Origin of the sequence: Mesorhizobium loti CJ3sym, assembly GCF_000472785.1 — a bacterium.
GTDB lineage: Bacteria > Pseudomonadota > Alphaproteobacteria > Rhizobiales > Rhizobiaceae > Mesorhizobium > Mesorhizobium loti_E.
In genome coordinates this window covers 129,494-151,785 of the sequence record NZ_AXAL01000012.1, presented here as the reverse complement: position 1 = coordinate 151,785, position 22,292 = coordinate 129,494, and the positions used below count along the sequence as shown (strand labels likewise).

At 63.5% G+C, this 22,292-nt stretch carries 22 protein-coding genes; all 22 read left to right on the top strand.

Features of this window, described 5'->3' with window-relative positions; genetic code table 11:
- The first annotated feature begins 2 nt into the window (after positions 1–2).
- The 22 genes from A3A9_RS0118355 to A3A9_RS0118250 all read left to right on the top strand — a co-directional run bounded on the left by A3A9_RS0118355 (position 3) and on the right by A3A9_RS0118250 (position 22,263).
- Positions 3–590, top strand: a complete 588-nt coding sequence (locus tag A3A9_RS0118355; protein ID WP_033838661.1) for a MotE family protein — start codon at positions 3–5, stop codon at positions 588–590.
- Positions 587–1,294 (top strand): flagellar basal body L-ring protein FlgH, encoded by a 708-nt coding sequence (gene flgH / locus A3A9_RS0118350; RefSeq protein WP_027030820.1) that lies wholly within the window; start codon positions 587–589, stop codon positions 1,292–1,294. The genes A3A9_RS0118355 and flgH overlap by 4 nt, the downstream gene beginning before the upstream one ends.
- 18 nt (positions 1,295–1,312) lie before the next feature.
- The gene (locus A3A9_RS0118345; protein ID WP_027060079.1) at positions 1,313–1,807 is read left to right on the top strand and encodes a flagellar basal body-associated FliL family protein; all 495 of its coding nucleotides are present in this window, start codon (positions 1,313–1,315) and stop codon (positions 1,805–1,807) included.
- Entirely contained in the window at positions 1,804–2,535 is a 732-nt protein-coding gene (fliP, locus tag A3A9_RS0118340) for a flagellar type III secretion system pore protein FliP (protein ID WP_027060078.1), read from the top strand. The genes A3A9_RS0118345 and fliP overlap by 4 nt, the downstream gene beginning before the upstream one ends.
- A gap of 246 nt (positions 2,536–2,781) precedes the next feature.
- Positions 2,782–3,780: a flagellin gene (locus A3A9_RS0118335; protein ID WP_027060077.1), complete on the top strand. Its 999-nt coding sequence runs from the start codon at positions 2,782–2,784 to the stop codon at positions 3,778–3,780.
- 276 nt (positions 3,781–4,056) lie between these two features.
- The gene (locus A3A9_RS0118330; protein WP_027060076.1) at positions 4,057–5,127 is read left to right on the top strand and encodes a flagellin; all 1,071 of its coding nucleotides are present in this window, start codon (positions 4,057–4,059) and stop codon (positions 5,125–5,127) included.
- A 128-nt stretch (positions 5,128–5,255) separates the two neighbouring features.
- The gene (fliF, locus tag A3A9_RS0118325; RefSeq protein WP_027060075.1) at positions 5,256–6,905 is read left to right on the top strand and encodes a flagellar basal-body MS-ring/collar protein FliF; all 1,650 of its coding nucleotides are present in this window, start codon (positions 5,256–5,258) and stop codon (positions 6,903–6,905) included.
- A gap of 3 nt (positions 6,906–6,908) precedes the next feature.
- Positions 6,909–7,535 (top strand): hypothetical protein, encoded by a 627-nt coding sequence (locus A3A9_RS0118320; protein WP_027060074.1) that lies wholly within the window; start codon positions 6,909–6,911, stop codon positions 7,533–7,535.
- Positions 7,502–8,899: a MotB family protein gene (locus A3A9_RS0118315; protein ID WP_051371007.1), complete on the top strand. Its 1,398-nt coding sequence runs from the start codon at positions 7,502–7,504 to the stop codon at positions 8,897–8,899. The genes A3A9_RS0118320 and A3A9_RS0118315 overlap by 34 nt, the downstream gene beginning before the upstream one ends.
- Positions 8,896–10,257 (top strand): chemotaxis protein MotC, encoded by a 1,362-nt coding sequence (locus A3A9_RS0118310; RefSeq protein WP_027060072.1) that lies wholly within the window; start codon positions 8,896–8,898, stop codon positions 10,255–10,257. The genes A3A9_RS0118315 and A3A9_RS0118310 overlap by 4 nt, the downstream gene beginning before the upstream one ends.
- A 224-nt stretch (positions 10,258–10,481) precedes the next feature.
- On the top strand, positions 10,482–11,633 hold the full coding sequence (locus A3A9_RS0118305; protein ID WP_245279068.1) for a flagellar hook-length control protein FliK: 1,152 nt from the start codon (positions 10,482–10,484) through the stop codon (positions 11,631–11,633).
- Positions 11,563–12,150: a transglycosylase SLT domain-containing protein gene (locus A3A9_RS0118300; RefSeq protein ID WP_051371005.1), complete on the top strand. Its 588-nt coding sequence runs from the start codon at positions 11,563–11,565 to the stop codon at positions 12,148–12,150. Before A3A9_RS0118305 ends, A3A9_RS0118300 begins: the two co-directional genes overlap by 71 nt.
- A 225-nt stretch (positions 12,151–12,375) precedes the next feature.
- Entirely contained in the window at positions 12,376–13,044 is a 669-nt protein-coding gene (locus tag A3A9_RS0118295; RefSeq protein ID WP_027060069.1) for a response regulator transcription factor, read from the top strand.
- A gap of 79 nt (positions 13,045–13,123) precedes the next feature.
- Positions 13,124–14,383 carry a flagellar hook protein FlgE gene (locus A3A9_RS0118290; protein ID WP_027060068.1) on the top strand — a complete coding sequence of 420 codons (1,260 nt, stop codon included), beginning with the start codon at positions 13,124–13,126 and terminating at the stop codon, positions 14,381–14,383.
- A 27-nt stretch (positions 14,384–14,410) separates the two neighbouring features.
- Positions 14,411–15,865 carry a flagellar hook-associated protein FlgK gene (flgK, locus tag A3A9_RS0118285; protein ID WP_027060067.1) on the top strand — a complete coding sequence of 485 codons (1,455 nt, stop codon included), beginning with the start codon at positions 14,411–14,413 and terminating at the stop codon, positions 15,863–15,865.
- 3 nt (positions 15,866–15,868) lie between these two features.
- Entirely contained in the window at positions 15,869–16,912 is a 1,044-nt protein-coding gene (locus A3A9_RS0118280; RefSeq protein ID WP_027060066.1) for a flagellar hook-associated family protein, read from the top strand.
- A gap of 32 nt (positions 16,913–16,944) precedes the next feature.
- On the top strand, positions 16,945–17,292 hold the full coding sequence (gene flaF, locus A3A9_RS0118275; RefSeq protein WP_027030835.1) for a flagellar biosynthesis regulator FlaF: 348 nt from the start codon (positions 16,945–16,947) through the stop codon (positions 17,290–17,292).
- Positions 17,289–17,732, top strand: a complete 444-nt coding sequence (gene flbT, locus A3A9_RS0118270) for a flagellar biosynthesis repressor FlbT (RefSeq protein ID WP_027060065.1) — start codon at positions 17,289–17,291, stop codon at positions 17,730–17,732. Before flaF ends, flbT begins: the two co-directional genes overlap by 4 nt.
- Complete coding sequence (flgD, locus tag A3A9_RS0118265) at positions 17,732–18,139, top strand: flagellar hook assembly protein FlgD (protein ID WP_027060064.1); 408 nt, start codon at positions 17,732–17,734, stop codon at positions 18,137–18,139. Before flbT ends, flgD begins: the two co-directional genes overlap by 1 nt.
- Positions 18,140–18,152: 13 nt before the next feature.
- Entirely contained in the window at positions 18,153–18,419 is a 267-nt protein-coding gene (fliQ, locus tag A3A9_RS0118260; RefSeq protein WP_013893193.1) for a flagellar biosynthesis protein FliQ, read from the top strand.
- 170 nt (positions 18,420–18,589) lie between these two features.
- Positions 18,590–20,458 (top strand): asparagine synthase (glutamine-hydrolyzing), encoded by a 1,869-nt coding sequence (gene asnB / locus A3A9_RS0118255; RefSeq protein WP_027060063.1) that lies wholly within the window; start codon positions 18,590–18,592, stop codon positions 20,456–20,458.
- A 161-nt stretch (positions 20,459–20,619) separates the two neighbouring features.
- Positions 20,620–22,263, top strand: a complete 1,644-nt coding sequence (locus A3A9_RS0118250; RefSeq protein ID WP_027060062.1) for an MFS transporter — start codon at positions 20,620–20,622, stop codon at positions 22,261–22,263.
- Positions 22,264–22,292 lie beyond the last annotated feature (29 nt).

Below are 22,292 nucleotides of genomic sequence, written 5' to 3'. Positions count from 1 at the left end.
CCATGCCGATGATCCCTTCCCTCTCCCCCAATCAAAGACGCCCCTCCCGCGCAATCCTGTTTGCGGTCACGGCTCTCGCTGCCGTATCCGCTGCCGGCGGCGGCGCGCATGGCGAGGATGTCGTTCGCCAGGTTCTGCCCGGAGCGCAGCCTGCGGTGGCGCCGCAGCAATTGGCGCGGGAAAAGGCGCCGGACCAGAGCGAGATCGAGCGCTTCTGCTCCAACATCGCCGACGCGGCCCGCGACCGCCGCTATCAGTTGCAGGCTGAAGAACTGAAGCAGCTCCAGGCCGGCATCGACGAACGCATGAAGGCTCTGGACGCAAAGAAGGCCGAATACGAAACCTGGCTGAAGCGGCGCGAGGTCTTCCTGGCCCGGGCCGAGGACGGTGTCGTCAAGATCTATGCCGGCATGAAGCCGGATGCCGCGGCCGAACGCCTGGCAATCGTCAATGCGGACCTCGCCGCAGCCATCCTGATGAAGCTCGATTCACGCAAGGCCAGCGTCATTCTCAACGAAATGGACCAGAAGGCGGCGGCGACGCTCACCGGCATCATGGCCAGCGCAGCCCGAAGGGTAGACCCGTCATGATCCGCAGAATGCTCATCCTGTGCGCGGTAGCGGCGCTGTCCGGCTGCGGCACCAACCTCAAGGAGGTCGGCAGGGATCCGGCGATGTCTCCGGTGGGTTCCGGCATCGACGGCGGCAACACCTCTTCCCTCTACAAATACCCCCAGCCACCTCGGGGCCCTGTGAAGAAGTTCTCGCTGTGGGACGACCGCCAGAGCCGACTGTTCACCGATCCTCGCGCGCTGTCGCAGGGCGACATTCTCACGGTCAAGATTTCCATCAACGACAGGGCCAACTTCAAGAACCAGAACGACCGAAGCCGAACCGCCAACCGCAAACTTGGTTACGACATCAGCGCGCAATGGGACAAGCTGAGCACCGCTGGCAAAGGCTCAGGCGCTCTCTCGTCCGGCACGGACACAACTGCCGACGGCGAGATCAAGCGATCCGAAACGCTTGAGCTCAATGTCGCCGCCATCGTCACCGACGTGCTGCCCAACGGCAACCTGATGATCAGCGGCTCGCAGGAAGTGCGCGTCAACGCCGAACTCAGGGTGCTGACCATCGCTGGCATCGTGCGGCCGGCCGATATCGGTGCGGAAAACACGATCCCCTATGAACGCATCGCCGAGGCGCGCATCTCCTACGGCGGACGTGGACGCATCACCGAGATCCAGCAGCCCGCTTACGGCCAGCAGGTTCTCGATCAGGTTCTTCCGTTCTAGGGATTGGAGAACAACACCGTGGCCAATGTCGAACAGGTGCAGCCGCGCAAGGGTTCTTCCCTTGTCGTCCAGCTGGCCATGCTGCTCGTGGTGACGGCCGCCGCCATCGGCATGGGCTGGATGTCGGGCGGCTATCTCAAGGGCGTCGGCGCACCGTCATCGGTACCGGTTGCGCCTGAAAATGAGGGCAAGGTCGATCAGCCCCCCACCGCACACGAGCCGGGCACGGGACCGACGCTCGTCGCGCTGGCGCCGATCACCACCAACATCGCCTCCCCCGCCGACACCTGGATCAGGATGGAAGTCTCGGTGGTCTATGACGCGCCGCAGCTGCCAGCGATGGCTGAAGACATCCAACAGGACCTTCTGGCATACGTGCGCACCCTGAAGATGCATCAGATCGAGGGCGCCAGCGGTTACCAACACCTGAAGGCAGATCTCGAGGAACGCGCCTCGATCCGCAGCCAGGGCCACGCCAAACAGGTTCTCATCAGGACATTGCTGCTCGAATGAGAAAATTCCTTCTCACTATCGCACTGATTGGCGCCGCCACCTCCGTCGCGGCGGCGCAGCAGCTGGACCTCGGTGGTATCGGCAAGGCCGACGGCACCACCGTCGGCTACATCATTCAGATGTTCGGCCTGCTGACCGTGCTGTCGGTGGCGCCCGGGCTGCTGATCATGGTGACGAGCTTCACCCGTTTCGTCATCGCCTTCTCGATCCTGCGTGCCGGCATCGGCCTGCAGTCGACGCCGGCAAACCTGATCCTGATTTCGCTGTCGCTGTTCATGACCTTCTATGTCATGGCGCCGACCTTCGATCAGGCCTGGAACACCGGCGTCAAGCCGCTGATGGACAACCAGATCAGCCAGACCGAGGCCTTCGAGAAGATCTCGGATCCGTTCCGCACCTTCATGCTCCACAATGTGCGCGACAAGGACTTCGACCTCTTCGCGGACCTTGCCCGCGAGCGCGGCCAGGTCGTGGCCAAGGAGACGGTTGACCTGCGCATCCTGGTGCCAGCCTTCATGATCTCCGAGATCCGGCGCGGTTTCGAGATCGGCTTCCTGATCGTGCTGCCATTCCTGGTCATCGACCTGATCGTCGCCACTATCACCATGGCGATGGGCATGATGATGCTGCCGCCCACAGTGGTGTCGCTGCCGTTCAAGATCCTGTTCTTTGTCCTGATCGACGGCTGGAACCTGCTCGTCGGCAGCCTGGTGCGTTCCTTCAACTGATCCCGCGCTCCCAGCTTGCAGCCGGGACTGCCCGGAAGAACCGTGCGGTGGCCTGGACGGTGTCGAATTTTTCTCAAATTATTTTCGATTAACCGTCCGATTTAGCCCTTTGGTAGGGACTCGCCGCCATAGTCGCTCGCAGATGGCGGGTGACCCAAACGCAACGGTCATTGGCATGATGCCGCTCCGTCATACCGGACAATCCGGTATGCCAAAAACACCTGTAAAAACAAGGTACGAGTAGCCATGGCCAGTATCATGACCAACGCTTCGGCGTTGACCGCTCTGCAGAGCTTGAGCGCCACCCAGAAGAACCTCGACATTACCCAGGCCCGCATCTCGACGGGCTATCGCGTTTCCCAGGCATCGGACAACGCTGCTTACTGGTCGATCGCCACCACGATGCGCTCCGACAACCAGGCCATGTCCACCGTTTCGGACGCGCTCGGCCTCGGCGCCTCGAAGGTCGACACCGCCTACACCGGCATGAACAGCTCGATCGACACCCTCAACCAGATCAAGACCAAGCTGGTCGCTTCCTACGGCCAGACGGATGCCGACAAGGAAAAGACCCAGACCGAAATCGCTGCCCTTCAGAAGCAGTTGAAGGCCTACGCCGATGGCGCCACCTTCTCCGGCACCAACATGCTGTCCGTCAACAGCGGCACGGCTACGGCTGCAGCCGACGTCAAGATCGTTTCGGCCTTCAATCGCGACGCTTCCGGCAGCTCTTCGATCAGCACGATCGACGTCAATGTGGAAAGCACAAAGCTTTATGAAGCCGGCACCACCGCAGGCACGGCCAAGGGCATCCTCGACGCCGACCGCCTCGGCAGCACCGGTGCCATTACCACCACCGCACAGAACCCGACGGCGGGTGCCGCTTCAGTGGCCCTCGATACCTATTCGGTCGCCACGCTGAAGGTCTACGACTCGACCAGCGGCAAGGGCTTCAGCGACTCGCAGATCGCCGACCAGATGAAGGTCGTCGACGCCGCGCTGAAGGACATGACCAACGCCGCAACCACGCTCGGCGCCGCCAAGAGCTCCATTGACCTGCAGAAGACCTTCACCTCGAGCCTGATGGACTCCATCGATCGCGGCGTCGGCCAGCTCGTCGATGCCGACATGAACAAGGAATCGACCCGCCTCCAGGCGCTGCAGGTCCAGCAGCAGCTCGGCGTCCAGGCGCTGTCGATCGCCAACGGTTCGTCGCAGTCGATCCTGTCGCTCTTCCGCGGCTGATCTCTCGCTTTCAAACGACTACGCCAACTGAACGGGCCGCGCCAAAAGCGCGGCCCGTTTCGCGTTTGCTCCAGCCCCGCGCAACGCTCGTTCCTTAATTCTCGAAAGCTGGTCTTTAACAGACCATTAACCATAGCGCGTTAGATATGGTTAACCAAAAGCTTACATCGGATTGGCGAATCGGCCTTTTTGGCACGGTCGCAATCCATAGGCGGGCCGATCCGGTCCGTGAGGGTTATGCCGGTGAGGGCCGGCCTTGGAAAAGGAACGAGTTTCTTGGCGAGCATCATGACTAACACGGCGGCGTTGACCGCACTTCAAAGCCTGAACGCCACCAACAAATCGCTTGAGCAGACGCAGGCCCGAATCTCGACGGGCTACAGGGTCTCCGAGGCCTCCGACAACGCCGCCTACTGGTCGATCGCCACGACGATGCGCTCGGACAACCAAGCGCTCTCGACGGTGCAGGATGCACTCGGCCTCGGCGCCTCGAAGGTCGACACCGCCTATACCGGCATGAACAATGTCCTGACGACGATCGGCAACCTCAAGACCAAGCTGCTTTCGACTATCGGCCAGACGGATGCCAACAAGGCAAAAACGCAGACCGAAATCACCTCGCTTCAGGCGCAGATGAAGTCATTTGCCGACGCGGCCACTTTCTCCGGCTCGAACTATCTGTCGGTGGCGTCCAAGCAAGTCGCCGCCGCCAATGACGGCGTCCAACCTAACTCCCAGATCGTCTCCTCATTCAATCGCTCTTCGTCGGGCGCGATCTCGCTCGGCACGATCGATATCGATGTCGAGAGCACCAAGCTTTTCGACAGCGGGCTTACCACCGCCGTCAAGAACCAGGGCATTATCGACCGTACAACCTCGGTCTACGCCACGGCCGCGGCCCAGAACCTTTACGATACCGCCTATGCCGCCTCGATCGCCAGCGGCAGCACCGACATCGCGGCCAATACCGCCGGCCAGACCGCCGCGGGAACGACGGTTGCCAAGATCGACAATGTCTCGGCCTTCAATCTTGACATCACTGCCCCGGGCGTCACCGACGACATCATCACGCAGATGGTCAATAAGATCGACAATGTCATGAGCCAGTTGACCGACTCCGCCACCATCCTCGGTTCGGCCAAGAGCTCGATCGACCTGCAGAAGACCTTCACCCAGAGCCTGATGGATTCCATCGACCGCGGCGTCGGCCAGCTCGTCGATGCCGACATGAACAAGGAATCGACCCGCCTTCAGGCGCTGCAGGTCCAGCAGCAGCTCGGCATCCAGTCGCTGTCGATCGCCAACAGTTCCTCGCAGTCGATCCTGTCGCTGTTCAAGAACGGCTAATCTCCACTTAGCTGAGGGATCTCCTCCTCAAATCGATGGGCCGCGCCGCAAGCGCGGCCCATTTCATTTTCGCACAAGCTTCGAGGGCTAGTGTTCCGGCGGACAGTCATGCTGGGAGTCGCTCAATCGTGCCGGAACAGATCCAGAGCATCATTTCGAATCTCCGTGGCTTTGGCGTCAGGCGCCTTGCCATGCTGGCCGGCATCGCCGTGCTGGTGATGGGTGTCATCGGCATCGCTTCGGTCTATCTCAACCGCCCGGCCTACGACACGCTCTATGTCGGGCTCGACCGCGCCGACGTGAACCAGATCGGCCTGGTGCTGGGCGAGGCCGGCATCGGCTTCGACGTCGGCGCCGACGGGACCTCCGTGCTGGTGCCGGCCGGCACCACGGCGCAAGCGCGCATGCTGCTTGCCGAAAAGGGCCTGCCGACCAGCGCCAATGCCGGCTATGAGCTGTTCGACAATGTCGGCGCGATGGGCCTCACCTCCTTCATGCAGCAGATCACCCGCGTGCGCGCGCTTGAAGGCGAGATCGCCCGCACCATCCAGTCGATCTCAGGCATCAAGGCCGCGCGCGTCCACATCGTCATGTCGGAACGCGCCAATTTCCGTCGCGACGAGCAGCAGCCGTCCGCATCGGTTGTCATCCGCTACGCCGGCACCGACGCTGAGAAAAGCGCCATGTCGATCCGCCATCTCGTCGCCGCCGCCGTTCCCGGCCTGTCGGCCGACAAGGTGACGGTGCTGGATTCCAACGGCAATCTGCTGGCCGCTGGCGATGATCCCTCCAACACCAGTGCCGCCCGCACCCTCGGCGTCGAGCAGACCGTGGAAGCCCAGATCGGCGACAACATCCGCCGGGCGCTCAGCCCCTATCTCGGGCCCGATAATTTCCGCGCCAGCGTCAAGGCCGACGTCAACACCGACACTCGCCAGACCGAGGAGACGATCTTCGATCCGAATTCTCGCGTCGAGCGCTCGGTGCAGTCGGTGCGTGCCAATGAGAACAGCAACCAGAAACAGGCCTCCACCCCGGCCAGTGTCGAGCAAAACCTGCCGGAGACCCAGGCAACCAGCACCGATGGCCCGCAGACCACTTCGGCGAACGACCGCAAGGAAGAGATCACCAATTACGAGATCAACTCCAAGAAGGTCGCCACCGTCTCCAACGGCTACACTGTCACCAAGATGTCGATTGCCGTCGTCGTCAACCAGGAGCGGCTGAAGGCGATCCTGGGCAAGGACGCGACGCCCGAACAGATCGCCAAGCGCGTCGCCGAAATCCAGAAGATGGTGAGCTCCGCCACCGGTTTCGACGACAAGCGCGGCGACGTCATCGACGTCTCGGCGGTCGAGTTCATCGACGGGCTGGATGGCGAGGCCATCCCGCAGGCTGGAATGCTTGATTCCATCGGCCAGCATGCCGGCACGATGATCAATGCCGGCGCCTTCATCATCGTCGTGTTCCTGGTCGCCTTCTTTGGCTTGCGGCCGATGGCGGCGGCACTGACGGCAAAGGCGACACCCGCCTTAGCGGGGCCAAATTTCGATGAGGTCCAGCGTTCGCTGCCGACACCGGAGGCAGCCGCTTCCGCCGACGCGGCGACCAATAGCGGCGCCTTGCCCGGTTCGCGGTCCGGCCCCACGCCGCTCGACGACCTTCGCCAGAAGATCAGACCGGCACCACAGGAGCGGCTCGCCCGCATGGTCGACCTCAACGAGGAGCGCACCGCGCAGATCCTGCGCAAATGGGCAGCCCAGGAAGTCGCGGCATAAATCATGGCCTCCGCAGCCCTCTTCGATCTTCTCCCTGACTTCGGCACGCGCGCGCAGCGCGTCAGCCAGCCTCAGGCAGCAACCGATCCTCAGCACAAGTCGGAGCCGGCGGCTCCACGGGCCGATATCGGCACACTGATCGCCGAGGCGGTTGCCCAGGCGGAGGCAACACTCGGGGAACGACTGGTCGCTGCCCATGACGCAGCGCTGGAAGCCGAACGCCAGGCGAATGCCGAGGAAGCAAGGGTCTTTCTCGACAGCTTCGGCGGCGATGTCGGCGCGGCGGTCGCGTCGCGCATCGACGCCATGGAGGCGCGCGTGACGGACCTTGTCGCGGCCACGGTCGCCCGCATCATCGGCGGCGTTGTCAGTGACGATCTGCAGAAGCGCTCGCTTGAAGCGCTCGCTGGCGCGGTTCGCGAAGCCGCCGGCGATGCCGAAGCGGTGCGCATCGCCGTGCGCGGGCCGCTCTCGCTGTTCGAAACGCTGAAGGCATCGCTTGGGCCACGCGCTGCAAATCTCGACTTCGTCGAGGCGCCCGGCTTCGACCTGACCGTGACCATTGACGAGGCCGTCTTCGAGACACGCATGGCCGAATGGTCGGCAACCCTTTCGGAGGTCTTGTCGTGAGTGTTGCCGATGCCGATCATGGCAGGCACGAGATCATCATCGTGCGGCGCGCCCATGGCGACCACGATGAAGGCCATCATGGTGGTGTCTGGAAGATCGCCTTCGCCGACTTCATGACCGCGATGATGTGCTTCTTCCTGGTCATGTGGCTGATCAATGCCGCCAACGAACAGACCAAGGCCGCCGTCGCCAGCTACTTCAATCCTGTGAAGCTGGTCGACCGCAATTCGAGCCGCAAGGGCCTGGAAGACCTGGGCGACGGCCCAAGCGCGATCGGCACGACGGCCCCAAACCCGCAACAGGCGACAGCCAAGGCAGGCCAGGGCGGCAATGGTGAGGCCGGTTCATCCGACCGCAAGCAGGACAAGCAGGAGCCACAGCAGCCGCAACAATCCGACGATCATCTCTTCGCCGACCCTTACGCGGTGCTTTCGGAAATCGCCACCGATACCGGCACCATGCAGAATGTCAGCCAGAAGGGTGATGGCGGCGCGCAGAGCGCCGGTCCAGCGACGGGCGCCTCCGGCGGCGCGTCCTACCGTGATCCCTTCGAGCCGGACTTCTGGTCCCAGCAGGTCGCCACGCCCATCGCCGAGGCAAGTGCGCAGCGCCCCAAGATCGAGGGCGATCCGCTGAAGCCCGGCGACAAGGCCGCGGAGGCGCAGGTCGCCAAGGTCAAGGCCGTGCCGCCGGCACCGCCCATCGAGGACGCGCCTCTCGAGCCGCTGGCGAAGGATGGCAAGGTTGCGATGGCCTCGGCCAAGTCTGGCGATGCCAAGTCTGGCGATGCCACGGCCAACGACACCAAACGCGCGGACACCAAGGCCACGACCAAGGCGGAAGCTGCCGCAGCACAGGAAGCCGCAAAGGCCGAAGCCACGGAAAAGGCGCCGACCGCCGCAGCGCTGAAGGCGGCGGCCGACGTCAAGCAGCAGCTGGCCGATGCCTTCAAGCCCGGCGACAAGCTGCACGACGGCGTCTCGGTCGAAGCCACAGACAAGGGTGTCGTCATTTCGATCACCGATCAGCTCGACTTCGGCATGTTCGAAGTCGGCTCGGCGGTTCCCAGCCGCGAGCTGGTGCTGGCGATGGAAAAGATCGGCCGCATCGTCAACAGCCAGAAGGGCACCATCAGCATCAACGGCCATACCGATGCCCGGCCTTTCCGCAGCGCCACCTACGACAATTGGCGGCTGTCGACGGCGCGCGCGCATTCCGCCTACTACATGCTCGTGCGCGGCGGCGTTGACGAACGCCGCATCACCGAGGTCGCCGGCTTCGCCGACCGCCAGCCGAAGGACGCAGCCGATCCGATGTCGGCGGCCAACCGCCGCATCGAAATACTGATGACGAGCGGCGGATGAAGCGGGCGGCCATCACCAGCCGGCTGATGGGCCTGTTGCTGCTGGCCGCCGGATATCCGTCGGCCGGCTTTGCCCAGGACACGCTGCAGCCGTATCAGCTGGTGCGCTCGCTGCAGCTCATCCAGGACCGTATCGCCGCCGGCGATCACGCCGCGATGCCGATGCAGGCCAAGCTGCTCGAAATGACCGATGCGCGGCTGCGCCAAGCAGATGCCGAGGACTTCAAGGACCCCAGGAATTTTCGCGCGCTGCTGGTCTACGGCATGAGCGGCGGCAACCCGGCGACCGTCGAAGGGGCAGTGTCTCGCGCCACGTCGATAGATGCCCAGGACCTTGCGATCGCGAAGGGCATTATAAATTATCTGGTCGGCCGGCCTGCCGGCGCCATCGACGTTCTGAAGCCGATCGACCCGATGGCGCTGCCTAGCGATCTCGGCGCCTTCCTTGCCTTGGTCAAAGGGTCGCTGCTGGCGACGGATGAGCCGGCTACCGCGCTCACGCTGCTCGACGAGGCCAGGTTGCTCAGCCCCGGCACCCTCGTCGAGGAAGCGGCCTTGCGGCGCTCGGTCGGCATTGCCGTGGCGCAAGGCGATGCGGCGCGGTTCGCGCTTGCCTCCACCCAGTATGTCGAGCGCTATCTCTATTCCCCCTATGCCAGCCAGTTCGCCGACTCCTTCGTCTCCGGCGTCATCGCGCTGCACATGTCGATCAGCCAGGACAAGCTGGCCGATATCACCTCGATGATGGATCCCGAGCGCGAAACGGTGATTTATCTGCGCATCGCCCGCCGTGCCGCGATCGACGGGCTGAGCGACTTGTCGGCCTTCGCCTCGGCACGCGCCGTTAAGGGTCGCGACGGCAACACCAATCAGGGCGATCCGCGCGCGCTGCTCTACTCCAGCCTGTCCACCGTGACCTCCGGCACGATCGAGGATGTGCGCACCAAGCTCGGCAAGATCGACCGCAGCAAGCTGTCGGACGGTGACCGTGCCTTGCTCGACGCGGCCCAGGCGATCGCCGGTGAAGTCGTGGCGCCGCCAGCTTCCCTTCCAGCCCCGTCGCCCGCGGCCGTTACACCGCAGCCCGAACCTGAGGCCGCACAGGCCGCCGACGAGGCCGGATTGCCACCTGTCGAGGGTGCTGCCTCCGAACAGCCTGCTGTTGCGCCATCCGGAGCCAAAGCGGTCGCTGCGCCGAGCGCGCCTTCGCCTTCAGCCGATGCGGCGACCGTCCTGCCGGCATCAGCGCCGACGGCTTCAGCCACCGCCGACACGACTGACCCGACCGACGCCGCCATGATGAAAACCCGTCGACAGCTCGACCTGATCGACCAGATGCTTGGAGCCGCCCCCAAATGACCCCCAGCCTCGGCCCAGCCTTGCCAGGATATACCGCCGCACGCACAACGGCGGAACAGCCGGCCGCGCCCGGAAAGAATGATGCTGGTTTCGGCAAGATGGTGGATGGCGGTGCAAGCCCTGCCCATTCGGAAAAACAGTCGGCGACAGAAGCCGGGCCGCGCGATCCGCGCTGGAGCAAGCTTGCTGCTGGCCTTGCGGCTCAAGGCGGCGAGGATGAGCCGATGCCGGCCGGCAAGGCAAGGACCACGCCGAGCGGATTGACGGCTGCGAAATCCATGAAGGACGACAAGGACCTTGGGACGGACAAGGACGCCGACACCGAAAAATCGGCGACAGACGCCGGCGCAACGCCACTTGAAGACCATCTGCCGCTGCTGATGGCGTTCCATGATTTGCGCCATTTCTCGACATCGGCCAAGTCGGCAGCTGCGGGCGAAGCCGGACAGGACCCGGCACCCGACGGGAAGGTCCTGCCCAAGGCCTATCAGCCGAAATCCGTCACCGGGCACGACGACCTCGAACCCATGTCGAAGCCTGAGCTGGCGTCGCTCGTCGATGGCCCGTTGACGAAGCTCGACGGCCAGTCCCTCCGTGATGCCGCCGCCGGCGCGCCGCGGCGTGACAATGCAATCGCTGCTGGCCCCCTGCCCGAGACGCCGCCAGCCGAGGTGCCGGGCGTGGAAGATAAGCAGGCGGCAACGCAGCTGAAGTCCATCGCCGACGTCCAATTCTCCTTGCGTTCGGAGCCAGGAAAACAGCTCTCGGCGAAGGCGCGCATCGACGTGATTTCCGAGCGCAGCTTCCCGGCCCCGCCACAGGCGCCGATGAGCCAGGCAGCGCTTAACGTAATCAATGCCGTAGCGGCCGATGTTGGCACAAAGCAAGCGGTTTCGACGGCCTCCGCGACCACCCAGCTGGCCAACTCTGTTGCCGTTCCGACACATGTGTTGAAGATCGAACTTCATCCGGCCGAATTGGGCGTGGTCACGGCCCATCTTCGCCTCTCCGGAGAACAACTCTCGATTGAACTGAAGCCCGAAACGCACGACGCCTACCGCCGCCTTTCCAGCGACAGCGAGGCGATCGTCAAGTCGCTGCGCGGGCTGGGCTTCGAGGTTGACAAGGTCACCATCCTGCAACCGTCAGTGGCCGTTCCGTCTACAACCCGGACGGATGCAACCGCTTCGCTGACCGCCGCGCCTGGCCGCGACCAGTCATCCTTTCAACCCGGAAACTCCAGCGGCGGCAACAGTGGAGCCGGCGGCCAGCAACCGGGCCAGCAGTCCGCAAGGGGTAACCATGATGACGCGCAAGCACACGGCCGCGCCGCTTCGCCTTCTCGCGAGCGCACTGGCGGCGATATCTTTATCTAGCCTCGCGAGCAACGCCGCTGCCGCCACCAATCCCTGCGAGCCCGAGATCCTGCGCGCCGCCGACCGCTATGGCGTGCCCGCCGGCATCCTCTATGCCGTCGGCTTGACCGAAACCGGAAAGAAAGGCAGCCTTCAGCCTAACGCCTTGAATATAGAAGGGAAAGCGGTCTTCCCAAGCAGCCGGGCCGAAGCCCTTGCCATCTTCGCCAATGCGCAGCGCGAGGGCAAGACGCTGATCGATCTCGGCTGCATGCAGATCAACCACCACTATCATTCCACGCATTTCCGCAGCGTCGAGGACATGCTTGACCCGCGCCAGAACGTTGACTACGCGGCGCGTTTCCTGGCCGATCTGCATGCCCGCCACGAAACCTGGTCGATGGCTGTCGCGCGCTATCATGCGGGTCCTGACAACGACCCGGCACAGAAGGTCTATGTCTGCAGGGTGATCGCCAACATGGTTGCCACCGGTTTTGGCAAGTGGACCACCAACGCTCGCGCCTTCTGCAACCCGTAAGCGTATCTTCTGCTTCTAATACACCGATTCAGGCACTTTGCGATTGTCTGTTTTGACTTGATCAAGACTTGCCACCCCAAGCATATCTGGCTGCACGCTAATGCAACCGGTGCGATTCCAGACTCCCAAGAAACTAGTTACAAGAAATGACGCTTGTTCAGGTTTCCCGCCAGCGGTTACGCCTCTTCCCACGGGGCAGATGTGCTGATTCGGAAGGTGGGGCCGATGATTGTTATCGTGGACGAGCGAGAGCTCGTGACAGACGGATACAATTCACTTTTTGATCGAGAGGGCGTCGCCTGCGCGGGCTTCGCGCCTGGCGAATTCGGCGAGTGGGTGAACTCGGCTGCCGATACCGATCTGCGCTCGGTCCGCGCCTTCCTCATCGGTGACTGCCGCGAAGGCTCGATCTCTCCACGCCAGATCCGCGATCGCACCGGAGCTCCGGTCATTGCGCTGAGCGAGCAGCATTCACTGGAGAACACGCTGCGGTTGTTCGAGAGCGGCGTCGACGACGTCATCCGCAAGCCCGTTCATATCCGCGAGATCCTGGCCCGCATCACCGCCATCCGCCGCCGTGCCCAGGAGGACGTCGCCTACACCGAGATCGGCGCCATGCGCATCTTCATGGACGGCCGCGATCCCGAGATCGACGGCCAGCCGCTGCCCTTGCCGCGCCGCGAACGCCGCATCCTCGAATATCTGGCGAGCAACCGCGGCCGCCGGGTCACCAAGACCCAAGTCTTCAACGCCATCTACGGCATCTTCGACGAAGAGGTCGAGGAGAACGTGGTGGAAAGCCACATCAGCAAATTGCGCAAGAAACTGCGCGAGAAGCTGGGTAGCGACCCGATCGATTCCAAACGCTTCCTCGGCTACCGGCTGGTGTTCTGATGCGCTGCCGCGCCAGCTTCGCGCAAGACAGGACGCGTAGCCTCGAAGCCAGTGGCATGGATATAGCGGAGACACTTCGATGAGCCTCTACGGAATGATGCGGACCGGCGTTTCCGGCATGAACGCACAGGCCAATCGCCTGTCGACGACAGCCGACAACATCGCCAATTCCGACACCACCGGCTACAAGCGATCCTCCGCTGAATTCTCGACGCTGGTCATGCCGACCACCGGCGGCGCCTACAATTCCGGCGGCGTCACCACCACGATCCGGCAGGCGGTCAGCGATCCGGGCGTGCTCCAATACACGACCTCTGTCTCCGACCTTGCCGTCAGCGGCGATGGCTTCTTCGTCGTCCAGGACCCGAGCGGCACACCTTTCCTGACCCGCGCCGGCGCATTCGTTCCCGACGCACAGGGCAGGCTGGTCAACGCGGCCGGCTTCCAGCTGATGGCCTACAGCTACGCCAATGGCACGCCGGCAGCGACGGTGAATGGCTTTGAAGGTCTGGAGCCGGTCGTCATCTCTGATCAGGGATTGACCGCAACGCCGAGCACTACGGGAACCTACAGCGGAAATCTGCCGGCGGGCGCGACACCGGTGGCGAGCGGCAGTCTGCCCTCCACCAACTCGGCAGGCGCGCAATACACCTCGAAGTCCTCCATGGTCGCCTATGACAACCTCGGCAACAAGAAGCTGCTCGATGTCTATTTCACCAACACCGGTGCCGGCACCTGGGAAGTGGCGGTCTTCGATCAGTCGAAGGCGACGGCTGGAACCGGGTTCCCCTACGCCGCCGGCGGCGCGCTCGGCTCGGCCAACCTGACCTTCGACACCACGAACGGCAAGCTGACCGGCACGCCCACAGGCATCACGTTCACCGTGCCGGGCGGCGCCAGCCTCAATCTCGACCTGTCGACACTGACCCAGCTCGGGACCGGCTTCACGGTCTCCGATGCCCAGGTCAATGGCAACGCGCCGAGCACCATCGACAAGATCCAGATCAGCAAGGACGGTACCATCTACGCCCAGTACAAGGACGGCACCTCAAAGCCGCTCTACAAGATTCCGCTGGCCGATGTGCAGAGCCCCGACCAGCTCAAGGCGCTTCCCGGCAATGTCTACGCGCAGGGCACCGACTCCGGCGCGATCCGTGTCGGCTTTGCCAATGAAGGCAAGGCCGGCTCGATCATCTCCGGCGCGCTCGAAAATTCCAACGTCGATATCGCCGAAGAGCTGACCGACATGATCGCGGCGCAGCGCAGCTACACCGCCAACTCCAAAGTCTTTCAGACCGGTTCCGACCTGATGGACGTCCTTGTCAACCTGAAGAGATAAACCGGGCTTCGCCCGTGAAAGACCAGCATGTCGCTTTCTTCCGCACTGAGCATCGCCCAATCGGCGCTTCTGGCCACCTCACGGCAGACCAGCGTTGTCACCCGCAACGTGGCAGACGCCAACAATCCGGACTATTCGCGCCGCATCGCGCTGGTCACCAGCACGACACCCGGCGCGCGTTCGGTTGATATTCAGCGCGCAACCAACGACCTGCTGTTTCGCCAGAACCTCGGCGCTCTGTCCGCCTACGCCGGCCAGAGCGCGCTCTACAGCGGCATGGATCAGCTCGACGTTTCGGTGAATGGCGTCGACAATGCGTCCTCGCCCTCGACCGCAATCGGTAATCTGCAGCAGGCGCTGCAGCTTTACGCCACCTCGCCGTCCAACCAGAATCTCGGCTCGAGCGTCATCGATGCAGCCAAACAGGTCGTGCGCTCCCTGAATGATGGCTCCAAGGCCATTCAGGATTTTCGCACCCAGACCGACGGCCAGATCGATACGGCCGTCAAAGACCTCAACTCGCTGCTCAACCAGTTCCAGGATGCCAACACGGCGGTCATGTCCGGAACACGTTCCGGCACCGACGTTTCCGATGCGCTCGACCAGCGCGACGCCTTGCTGAAGAAGATCGGCAACTACATTCCGGTCTCGACCTTTACGCGTGGCGACAATGACATGGTCATCACCACGGGTGACGGCACGACATTGTTCGAGACCATCCCGCGCGCCGTCAGCTTCGCCCCATCGTCGGGCTATACCGCGGGCGCGCCCGGCAACACTGTTTATATCGACAATGTACCGGTCTCGGCTGGCACCGGCGGCAACACCACCGCCAGCGGCACGATTGCCGGCCTGCTGCAATTGCGCGACGGCGTGGCCTCGACCGTGCAGAGCCAGCTCGACGAAACCGCGCGCGGCCTGATCACCGCCTTTGCCGAAACCGCACCTTCACTGCCAAACGCCGCCGGCCTGTTCACCTGGTCGGGCGCGCCGGCAGTTCCGGCCGCGGGCACGCTCGTCAACGGGCTTGCTGGTACGATCAAGATCAATGCGGCCATGGATCCCAGCACTGGCGGCAACCCGACATTGCTGCGTGACGGTGGCGCCAACGGCGCGGCCTATGTCGCCAACACCACTGGCGGAGCTTCATACTCCAATCTTCTGGTTGCCTATGGCGACCAGCTCGACAAGCCGATGGCTTTCGATCCGGCGGCCGGAATTTCGGCAACGTCCAGCGTCTCCGACTACGCCGCCAATTCGATCGGCTGGCTGCAGGGCGTGCGTCAGCAGGCTTCGACGGCCGCCGATGCCAAGGAAGCCCTGGCGCAGCGCAGCGCCGATGCCTTGTCCAACGCAACCGGCGTCAATGTCGACCAGGAAATGTCGCTGATGCTGGACCTCGAGCACACTTACCAGGCATCAGCCCGGATGATGAAAACCGTTGACGACATGATGACGGCGCTGTTCAGCGCGGTGGGATAAGCCATGACTTCAGTCTCTACTGCTGCCCTTACCAATGCCATGCGTTATCAGCAGATGCGCATGCAGTCCGACCTGGTCAAAGCCACGAAGGAATCTTCGACCGGCAAGGTCGCCGACGTTGGACTGGCGCTTGGCGGCCGCACCGCCCAGTCCGTCACCTTCTCGCGCGATCTCGACCGGCTCAACGTCATCGTCGATTCCAACGGACTGGTCGCCGCCCGGTTGTCATCGACGCAGACCTCGCTCAGCCAACTCTCGGGAGTGGCGCAGAACTTCCTGTCCAGCCTGACATCGGCGACATCTGGAGATTCCTCGCAGAGCCTGACCCAATCTGCCGGCAAGACCGCCATCCAGCAGCTCGGCTCGATCCTCAATACCAGCATCAACGGCGAATATCTGTTCGCCGGCACCAACACCGACGTCAAGCCGATCAACGATTTCACGGCCGCTGGGTCTCCCGCCAAGGCGGCCTTCGACGCCTCCTTCGTCACCAAGTTCGGCTTCACCCCCGATGATCCGGCCGCCGCCAACATCACCGCGGCCCAGATGGACGATTTCATCACCAACGATGTCACACCGCAGTTCATGGGCGCGGGCTGGCAGGCCAACATGTCGAATGCCACCGACCAGCAGATCGTCAGCCGCATCGCGCTCAACGAAACCACCGAGACCTCCACTGGCGCCAACAGCGACGGTATCAAGAAGCTCGCCATGGCGGCGGCCATCGTCACCAGCCTGATGTCCACCAACATCAGCCAGGCGGCGAAGGACACCATCGTCAGCCGCACGCAGAACATGGTTGGCGAAGCCCTGAGCGGCATCGCCCAGGTCCAGTCGCAGACCGGCATCGTGCAGAAGCGGGTGTCCGATGCCAGCGACCGCATGAAGACGCAGACCGACCTGTTCGAGCGCCACATACTCGATCTCGAATCGGTCGATCCGGCGGAAGCCGCCACCCGCGTCGCCAATCTGACGCAGCAGATTGAAAACTCCTTTGCGCTGACGGCACGCCTCCAGCAGCTTAGCCTGCTGAATTACCTGACCTGAGAACACTCTGAACCGGATCGGTAGAGCTAACGATGTACCAATACTCCTACGCCGACATCCAGAGCACTTCGGTCTCCGACGCTAAGGATCGTGAGCGTGAACTCCTGACCCGTTCCATCGACATGCTGTCGGCTGCAGCAGCGGCCGGTCATAGTTCGATGGAGGCGGTGGAAGCGCTGCATTTCACCATGCGGGTCTGGACAGCCTTCGTCGAGGATCTCGGCTCGAGCGACAATGCGCTTCCCAAGGAACTGCGCGCCAATTTGATTTCCATCGGCCTGTGGCTGCTGCGCGAGACAGAGGATATCCGCCAGGGTCGCACCAACAATTTCGAAGGGCTGATCGAAGTGTCCCAGATCATCCGCGACGGCATTCAATGACCAACACGCTGAAGATATCGCTGAAGCCCAACGAGAAGATCTACATCAACGGCGCCGTCATCCGCGTCGACCGCAAGGTCACCGTTGAACTGATGAACGACGTGCAGTTCCTGCTCGAGAGCCATGTGATCCAGGCCGACGACGCCTCGACACCGCTCAGGCAGCTGTATTTCATCCTGCAGGTCATGCTGGTCAACCCGGCCGGTGCTGGCGAGGCGCGCGAGATGTTCCGCCGCTCGCTGCCGCTGCTTATTGCAAGTTTCGAGGACCCTAATATCTGCAGCGCACTGAAGCAGATCGACCGCATGGTCGGCGAGGATCATATCTACGAGGCATTGAAGGCGATCCGTTCGCTCTATCCTCTCGAACGCCGCGCGCTTGGCGGCAATGACGATGTTCCGGGCGCCGCGCGCTCGCTGGCCGTGGGAGCACGCTACTAATGACCGTGGACATGACGACGACGATACCGGTTGGCGCCAATTCGACGACCACGTCGACCTCCAAGACCGCCGTGGACTACCAGTCCTTCCTGAAGCTTCTGATCGCCGAGATGAAGAACCAGGATCCGACCAAGCCGATGGATTCGACGGCCTATGTGGCCCAGCTCGCCACCTTCTCGCAGGTCGAGCAATCGGTGCAGACCAACACCAAGCTCGACCAGATCATGTCGTCGTCGGCGCTGTCGCAGGCCGACGCGATTATCGGCCGCAACATCACGTCGGCTGACGGCAAGACCAGCGGAACAGTGGCTTCGGTGACGCTCGCCAGCAGCGGGCTGATCGCCGTGCTGCAGGATGGCACCCAGGTCCCCGTCGGCGCAGGCGTGTCTATCAAGCCGGCAAGCTAGGCCAATCTCTGACATGAACGAGGCCGACGCACTCGACATCGTCCAGTACGCGGTGTGGACGGTGCTGACCGCGTCCGCTCCGGTGGTGCTGGTCGCCATGGCGGTCGGCATCGGCATCGCCCTCATCCAGGCGCTGACCCAGGTCCAGGAAATCACCTTGACCTTCGTGCCGAAGATTGTCGCCATCATGTTGGTGGTGGCGCTCACCGGCCCGTTCATCGGTGGCCAGATATCGGCCTTCACCAACGTCATCTTCGAGCGCATCCAGAACGGCTTCTGAACCCTTCGAGGGGAAAGGTCCGGGGCTCCGCAATTGCCTGAAAGCAGCCATCCGCTTGCGGCTTGCCCGGTTCCGGCTACATTGCCGTATCAGCCACTCCGGCCCGGTGATCATTCAGTCCCAATGGCTTCCCGCAAACCCCTGAACCATCCCGGATCGACCGGCGCGCCATGTGCGGCATAGCCGGCGTCTGGCGCAAGCGGAACCCGATCGCGGGCGGTGATCTCGCCGACGTCGACCGCATGATGCAGGCACTGGCGCATCGTGGCCCCGATGATCATGCGACATGGAACGACAACCGGCTGGCGCTCGGTCACCGGCGGCTCTCGATCATCGATCTCTCGACGCAGGCGCGCGAGCCGATGCTCACCGCCTGTGGCCAGGGCGTGCTGGTCTACAATGGCGAGGTCTATAACTACCGGGCACTGCGCGTGACACTTGAGGCCGAGGGCCGGCGGTTCCGAACGGTCTCGGATGCCGAAGTGGTCCTCGAAGCCTTGCACCATTGGGGGCCGGACAAGGCCATCCCGCTGTTCGACGGCATGTTTTCCCTGGCCTATTTCGATGCACGGGCCGGCGCGCTCTGGCTCGCGCGCGATCGCCTCGGCATCAAGCCGATGTCGGTGGCCGAGACAGCTGAGCGGATCCTCTTCGCCTCCGAGGATAAGGCGATCCTGGCCTGCGACGGTTCGGCGCGCACCATCGATGCGCGCGAGATCACCTTGCGTCTTGCCTGGCAGAGCCGCGACTCCAGTTCCAGCCTGTTCCAGGGCATGGAGCGGCTGCCGCCGGCGGGTCTGTGGAAGATCTCCGACGCCGGCATCGAGAAGCGCTGCTTCTGGCATGTACTCGATGTGCTCGACGCGTCCCGCATTGCCGGCGACACCGCCACCGACGCCGAGCACATGGCGACACTGGAGGCGTTGATCCAGGACAGCGTCGCGCTGCATTGCATTGCCGATACAAGGCTGGCGGCGGCTTGCAGCGGCGGCGTCGATTCCGGTCTCGTCACAACGCTGGCGAAACGGTTCAGGCCGGAGATATCAGCCTATGTCGTTGATCCGCGCATCGGCCACAGCGAGGCCGAAGACGCCGAACGCACCGCGCGCCATGCCGGCGTGCCGCTGAACAGAGTGCACATAGACAAGGACCGGTTCCTGGAATTGTGGCCAAGAACCATCTGGCATCTGGAAAGCGACGGCTGGCATGCAAGCCATGTCTGCCTGCTGGCGCTTGCCGAGCAGTGCCGCGCCGATGGCATTAAGGTGCTGTTGACCGGTGAAGGCGCCGACGAGCTCTTTGGCGGCTACAACTGGCAGGCAGCCAGCATGCGGCCATGGCGGCCCTGGTCATGGCCGGAACGCCTGTTTCGCTCGAGGGCTCGGCTTGCCCGCAGGTTCGAGCGCCAGCGCCATGCCCCCTTCCGGACATCGGTCGCGGGTGCCCACGACTGGGACCGCAACATCGTTCTCAGGGCGTTGTCGCCGGAACTGAATTTCCTTCAGACGAAAATCTTCGACCGGCTCGAGCCGGTCGCGTCACTCAGCGACCGCGCCTTCCTGGGATGCTGCCTTCATGACATGTACGGGCACCTGCAGGATCTGTTGAACAGGCATGACCGGCTCAGTATGGCGGCATCGGTGGAACTCAGGGTGCCATTCCTCGAAAACCGGTTGATCGACTTCGCCATTCATCTGCCGAGACGTCACAAATACCGCCAGAAGCAAGGAAAATGGCTGCTGAAGAGAGTCGCCGAAAAGCACATTCCGCTTCAGAACGTGAACGCTCGCAAGAACGGCTTCCAGGTATCCGCTAATTTCACCACGGGTACCGAGGGCCTGCTGCGCGGTGGCTTGCTGCGCGACGTCATGAAATGGCCGGCAGCTTCGGTCGAAGACCTGGTCGATCTGGCAAGGCGGGACCAGCCGTCGCGGCTGCGGCTGGTCGGCATGGAGCTTTTCCTTCGCCTGCATGCCGGCGGCCAAACAACGGGCCACCTCACCGAAGCGCTGCATGCCGCCGCCCGGGACGCGGGTTAAACCATCCCCTGAGGGGTCAGCACAGCGTGGCCCTCCGCTATCCCCTTGTTGGACCATGATCTTTCGCGCATGAGGTTCGCCCTTTGCGGCGCAATGCCATAGTTTCGGCAAATGATGCGGCGAAACCGCAAGGATCAGCACGCTGTTGCAGGAACCCACCCATGATTGACGAGAAGCCGGAAAGCGAGGGCGCCTCTGCGCTGGCGCCGTTCCGGCATGGCATTTTCCGCGCCGTCTGGGCCGCAAGTCTCGTCTCCAATTTTGGCGGCCTGATCCAGGGCGTCGGCGCCGCCTGGATGATGACGACGATCGCCACCTCGCCCTATCAGGTCGCGCTGGTCCAGGCCTCCACCACTCTGCCGATCATGCTGTTTGCGCTTGTCGCCGGCGCCATCGCCGACAGCTTCGACCGGCGCAAGGTGATGCTGGTCGCGCAGACCTTCATGCTGGTCGTTTCGGTGCTTCTGACCGTGTTCACCTATTACAATCTGCTCACGCCCTGGACGCTGCTGGCCTTCACCTTCCTGATCGACAGCGGCACGGCGCTCAACAGCCCTTCATGGCAGGCTTCGGTCGGCGACATGGTGCCCCGCAACAAGGTGCCGGCCGCCGTGGCGCTGAACTCCATGGGCTTCAACCTGACGCGCAGCGTCGGCCCGGCGATCGGCGGCATCATCGTCGCGGCCGCCGGTGCCGCGGCCGCCTTCGCGGCGAACGCGGTAAGCTATATCGGCCTCATCATCGTGATGGCGCGCTGGAAGCGTGACGTGCCGGTGTCGACCTTGCCGCGCGAGTCGCTTGGTGCCGCGATGGGAGCCGGCCTGCGCTACGTCGCCATGTCGCCCAACATCGGCAAGGTGCTGGTCAGGGGCGCCGCCTTCGGCTTCAGCGCCGGCGCCGTGCTGGCGCTCTTGCCGCTGGTGGCGCGCGACGTCGTCAAGGGCGACGCCCTGACCTACGGCATCATGCTTGGCGCCTTCGGCATAGGTGCCGTTGGCGGCGCGCTGATCAGCGTGCGGTTGCGGCAATTGCTGTCCAGCGAGACGATGGTGCGCTGCGCCTTCGCCGGCTTCGCGCTTTGCGCCTTCAATGCCGCGATCAGCCATCACGCCTGGCAGACGTCGCTCGGCTTGCTGGTCGGCGGTGCCTGCTGGGTGATCGCGCTCTCGCACTTCAACGTCACCGTGCAGATGGCGACACCGCGCTGGGTGGTCGGCCGGGTGCTGTCGGTCTACCAGACGGCGACCTTCGGCGGCATCGCGCTCGGCAGCTGGATCTGGGGTGTCGTCGCCGATGCGCATGGCGCCGAGACAGCGCTGATCGCCGCCAGCATCACCATGCTGGCGGGCGGCGCCATCGGCCTTCTACTGCCGCTGCCGCAGCAGCAGGTGCTGAACCTCGACCCGCTAAACCGCTTCAAGGAACCGCATCTGGCGCTCGACCTGAAGCCGCGCAGCGGTCCCATCGCCATCATGATCGAATATGTGATCCGCCACGAGGACGAGGCGGAATTCCTCGCCACCATGGCTGAACGCGGCCGCATCCGCCGTCGCGACGGCGCCCGCAACTGGACGCTGGCACGCGATCTCGAAAATCCCACAATATGGATCGAGCACTACCACACGCCGACCTGGCTCGAATACATCAGGCACAATGGCCGCATTACCCATGCCGACGCCATGGTCGGCGACCGCCTGCGGGCGCTGCACAGCGGCGAGGAACCGCCACGCGTGCGCCGCGTCATCGAGCGCCCGACAACCGCCGGCACGACGCTGATACCGGCCAAGGGGCCGATCGAACATTGATGCGTGTCGCACGGCGATCAGTGGAAAGT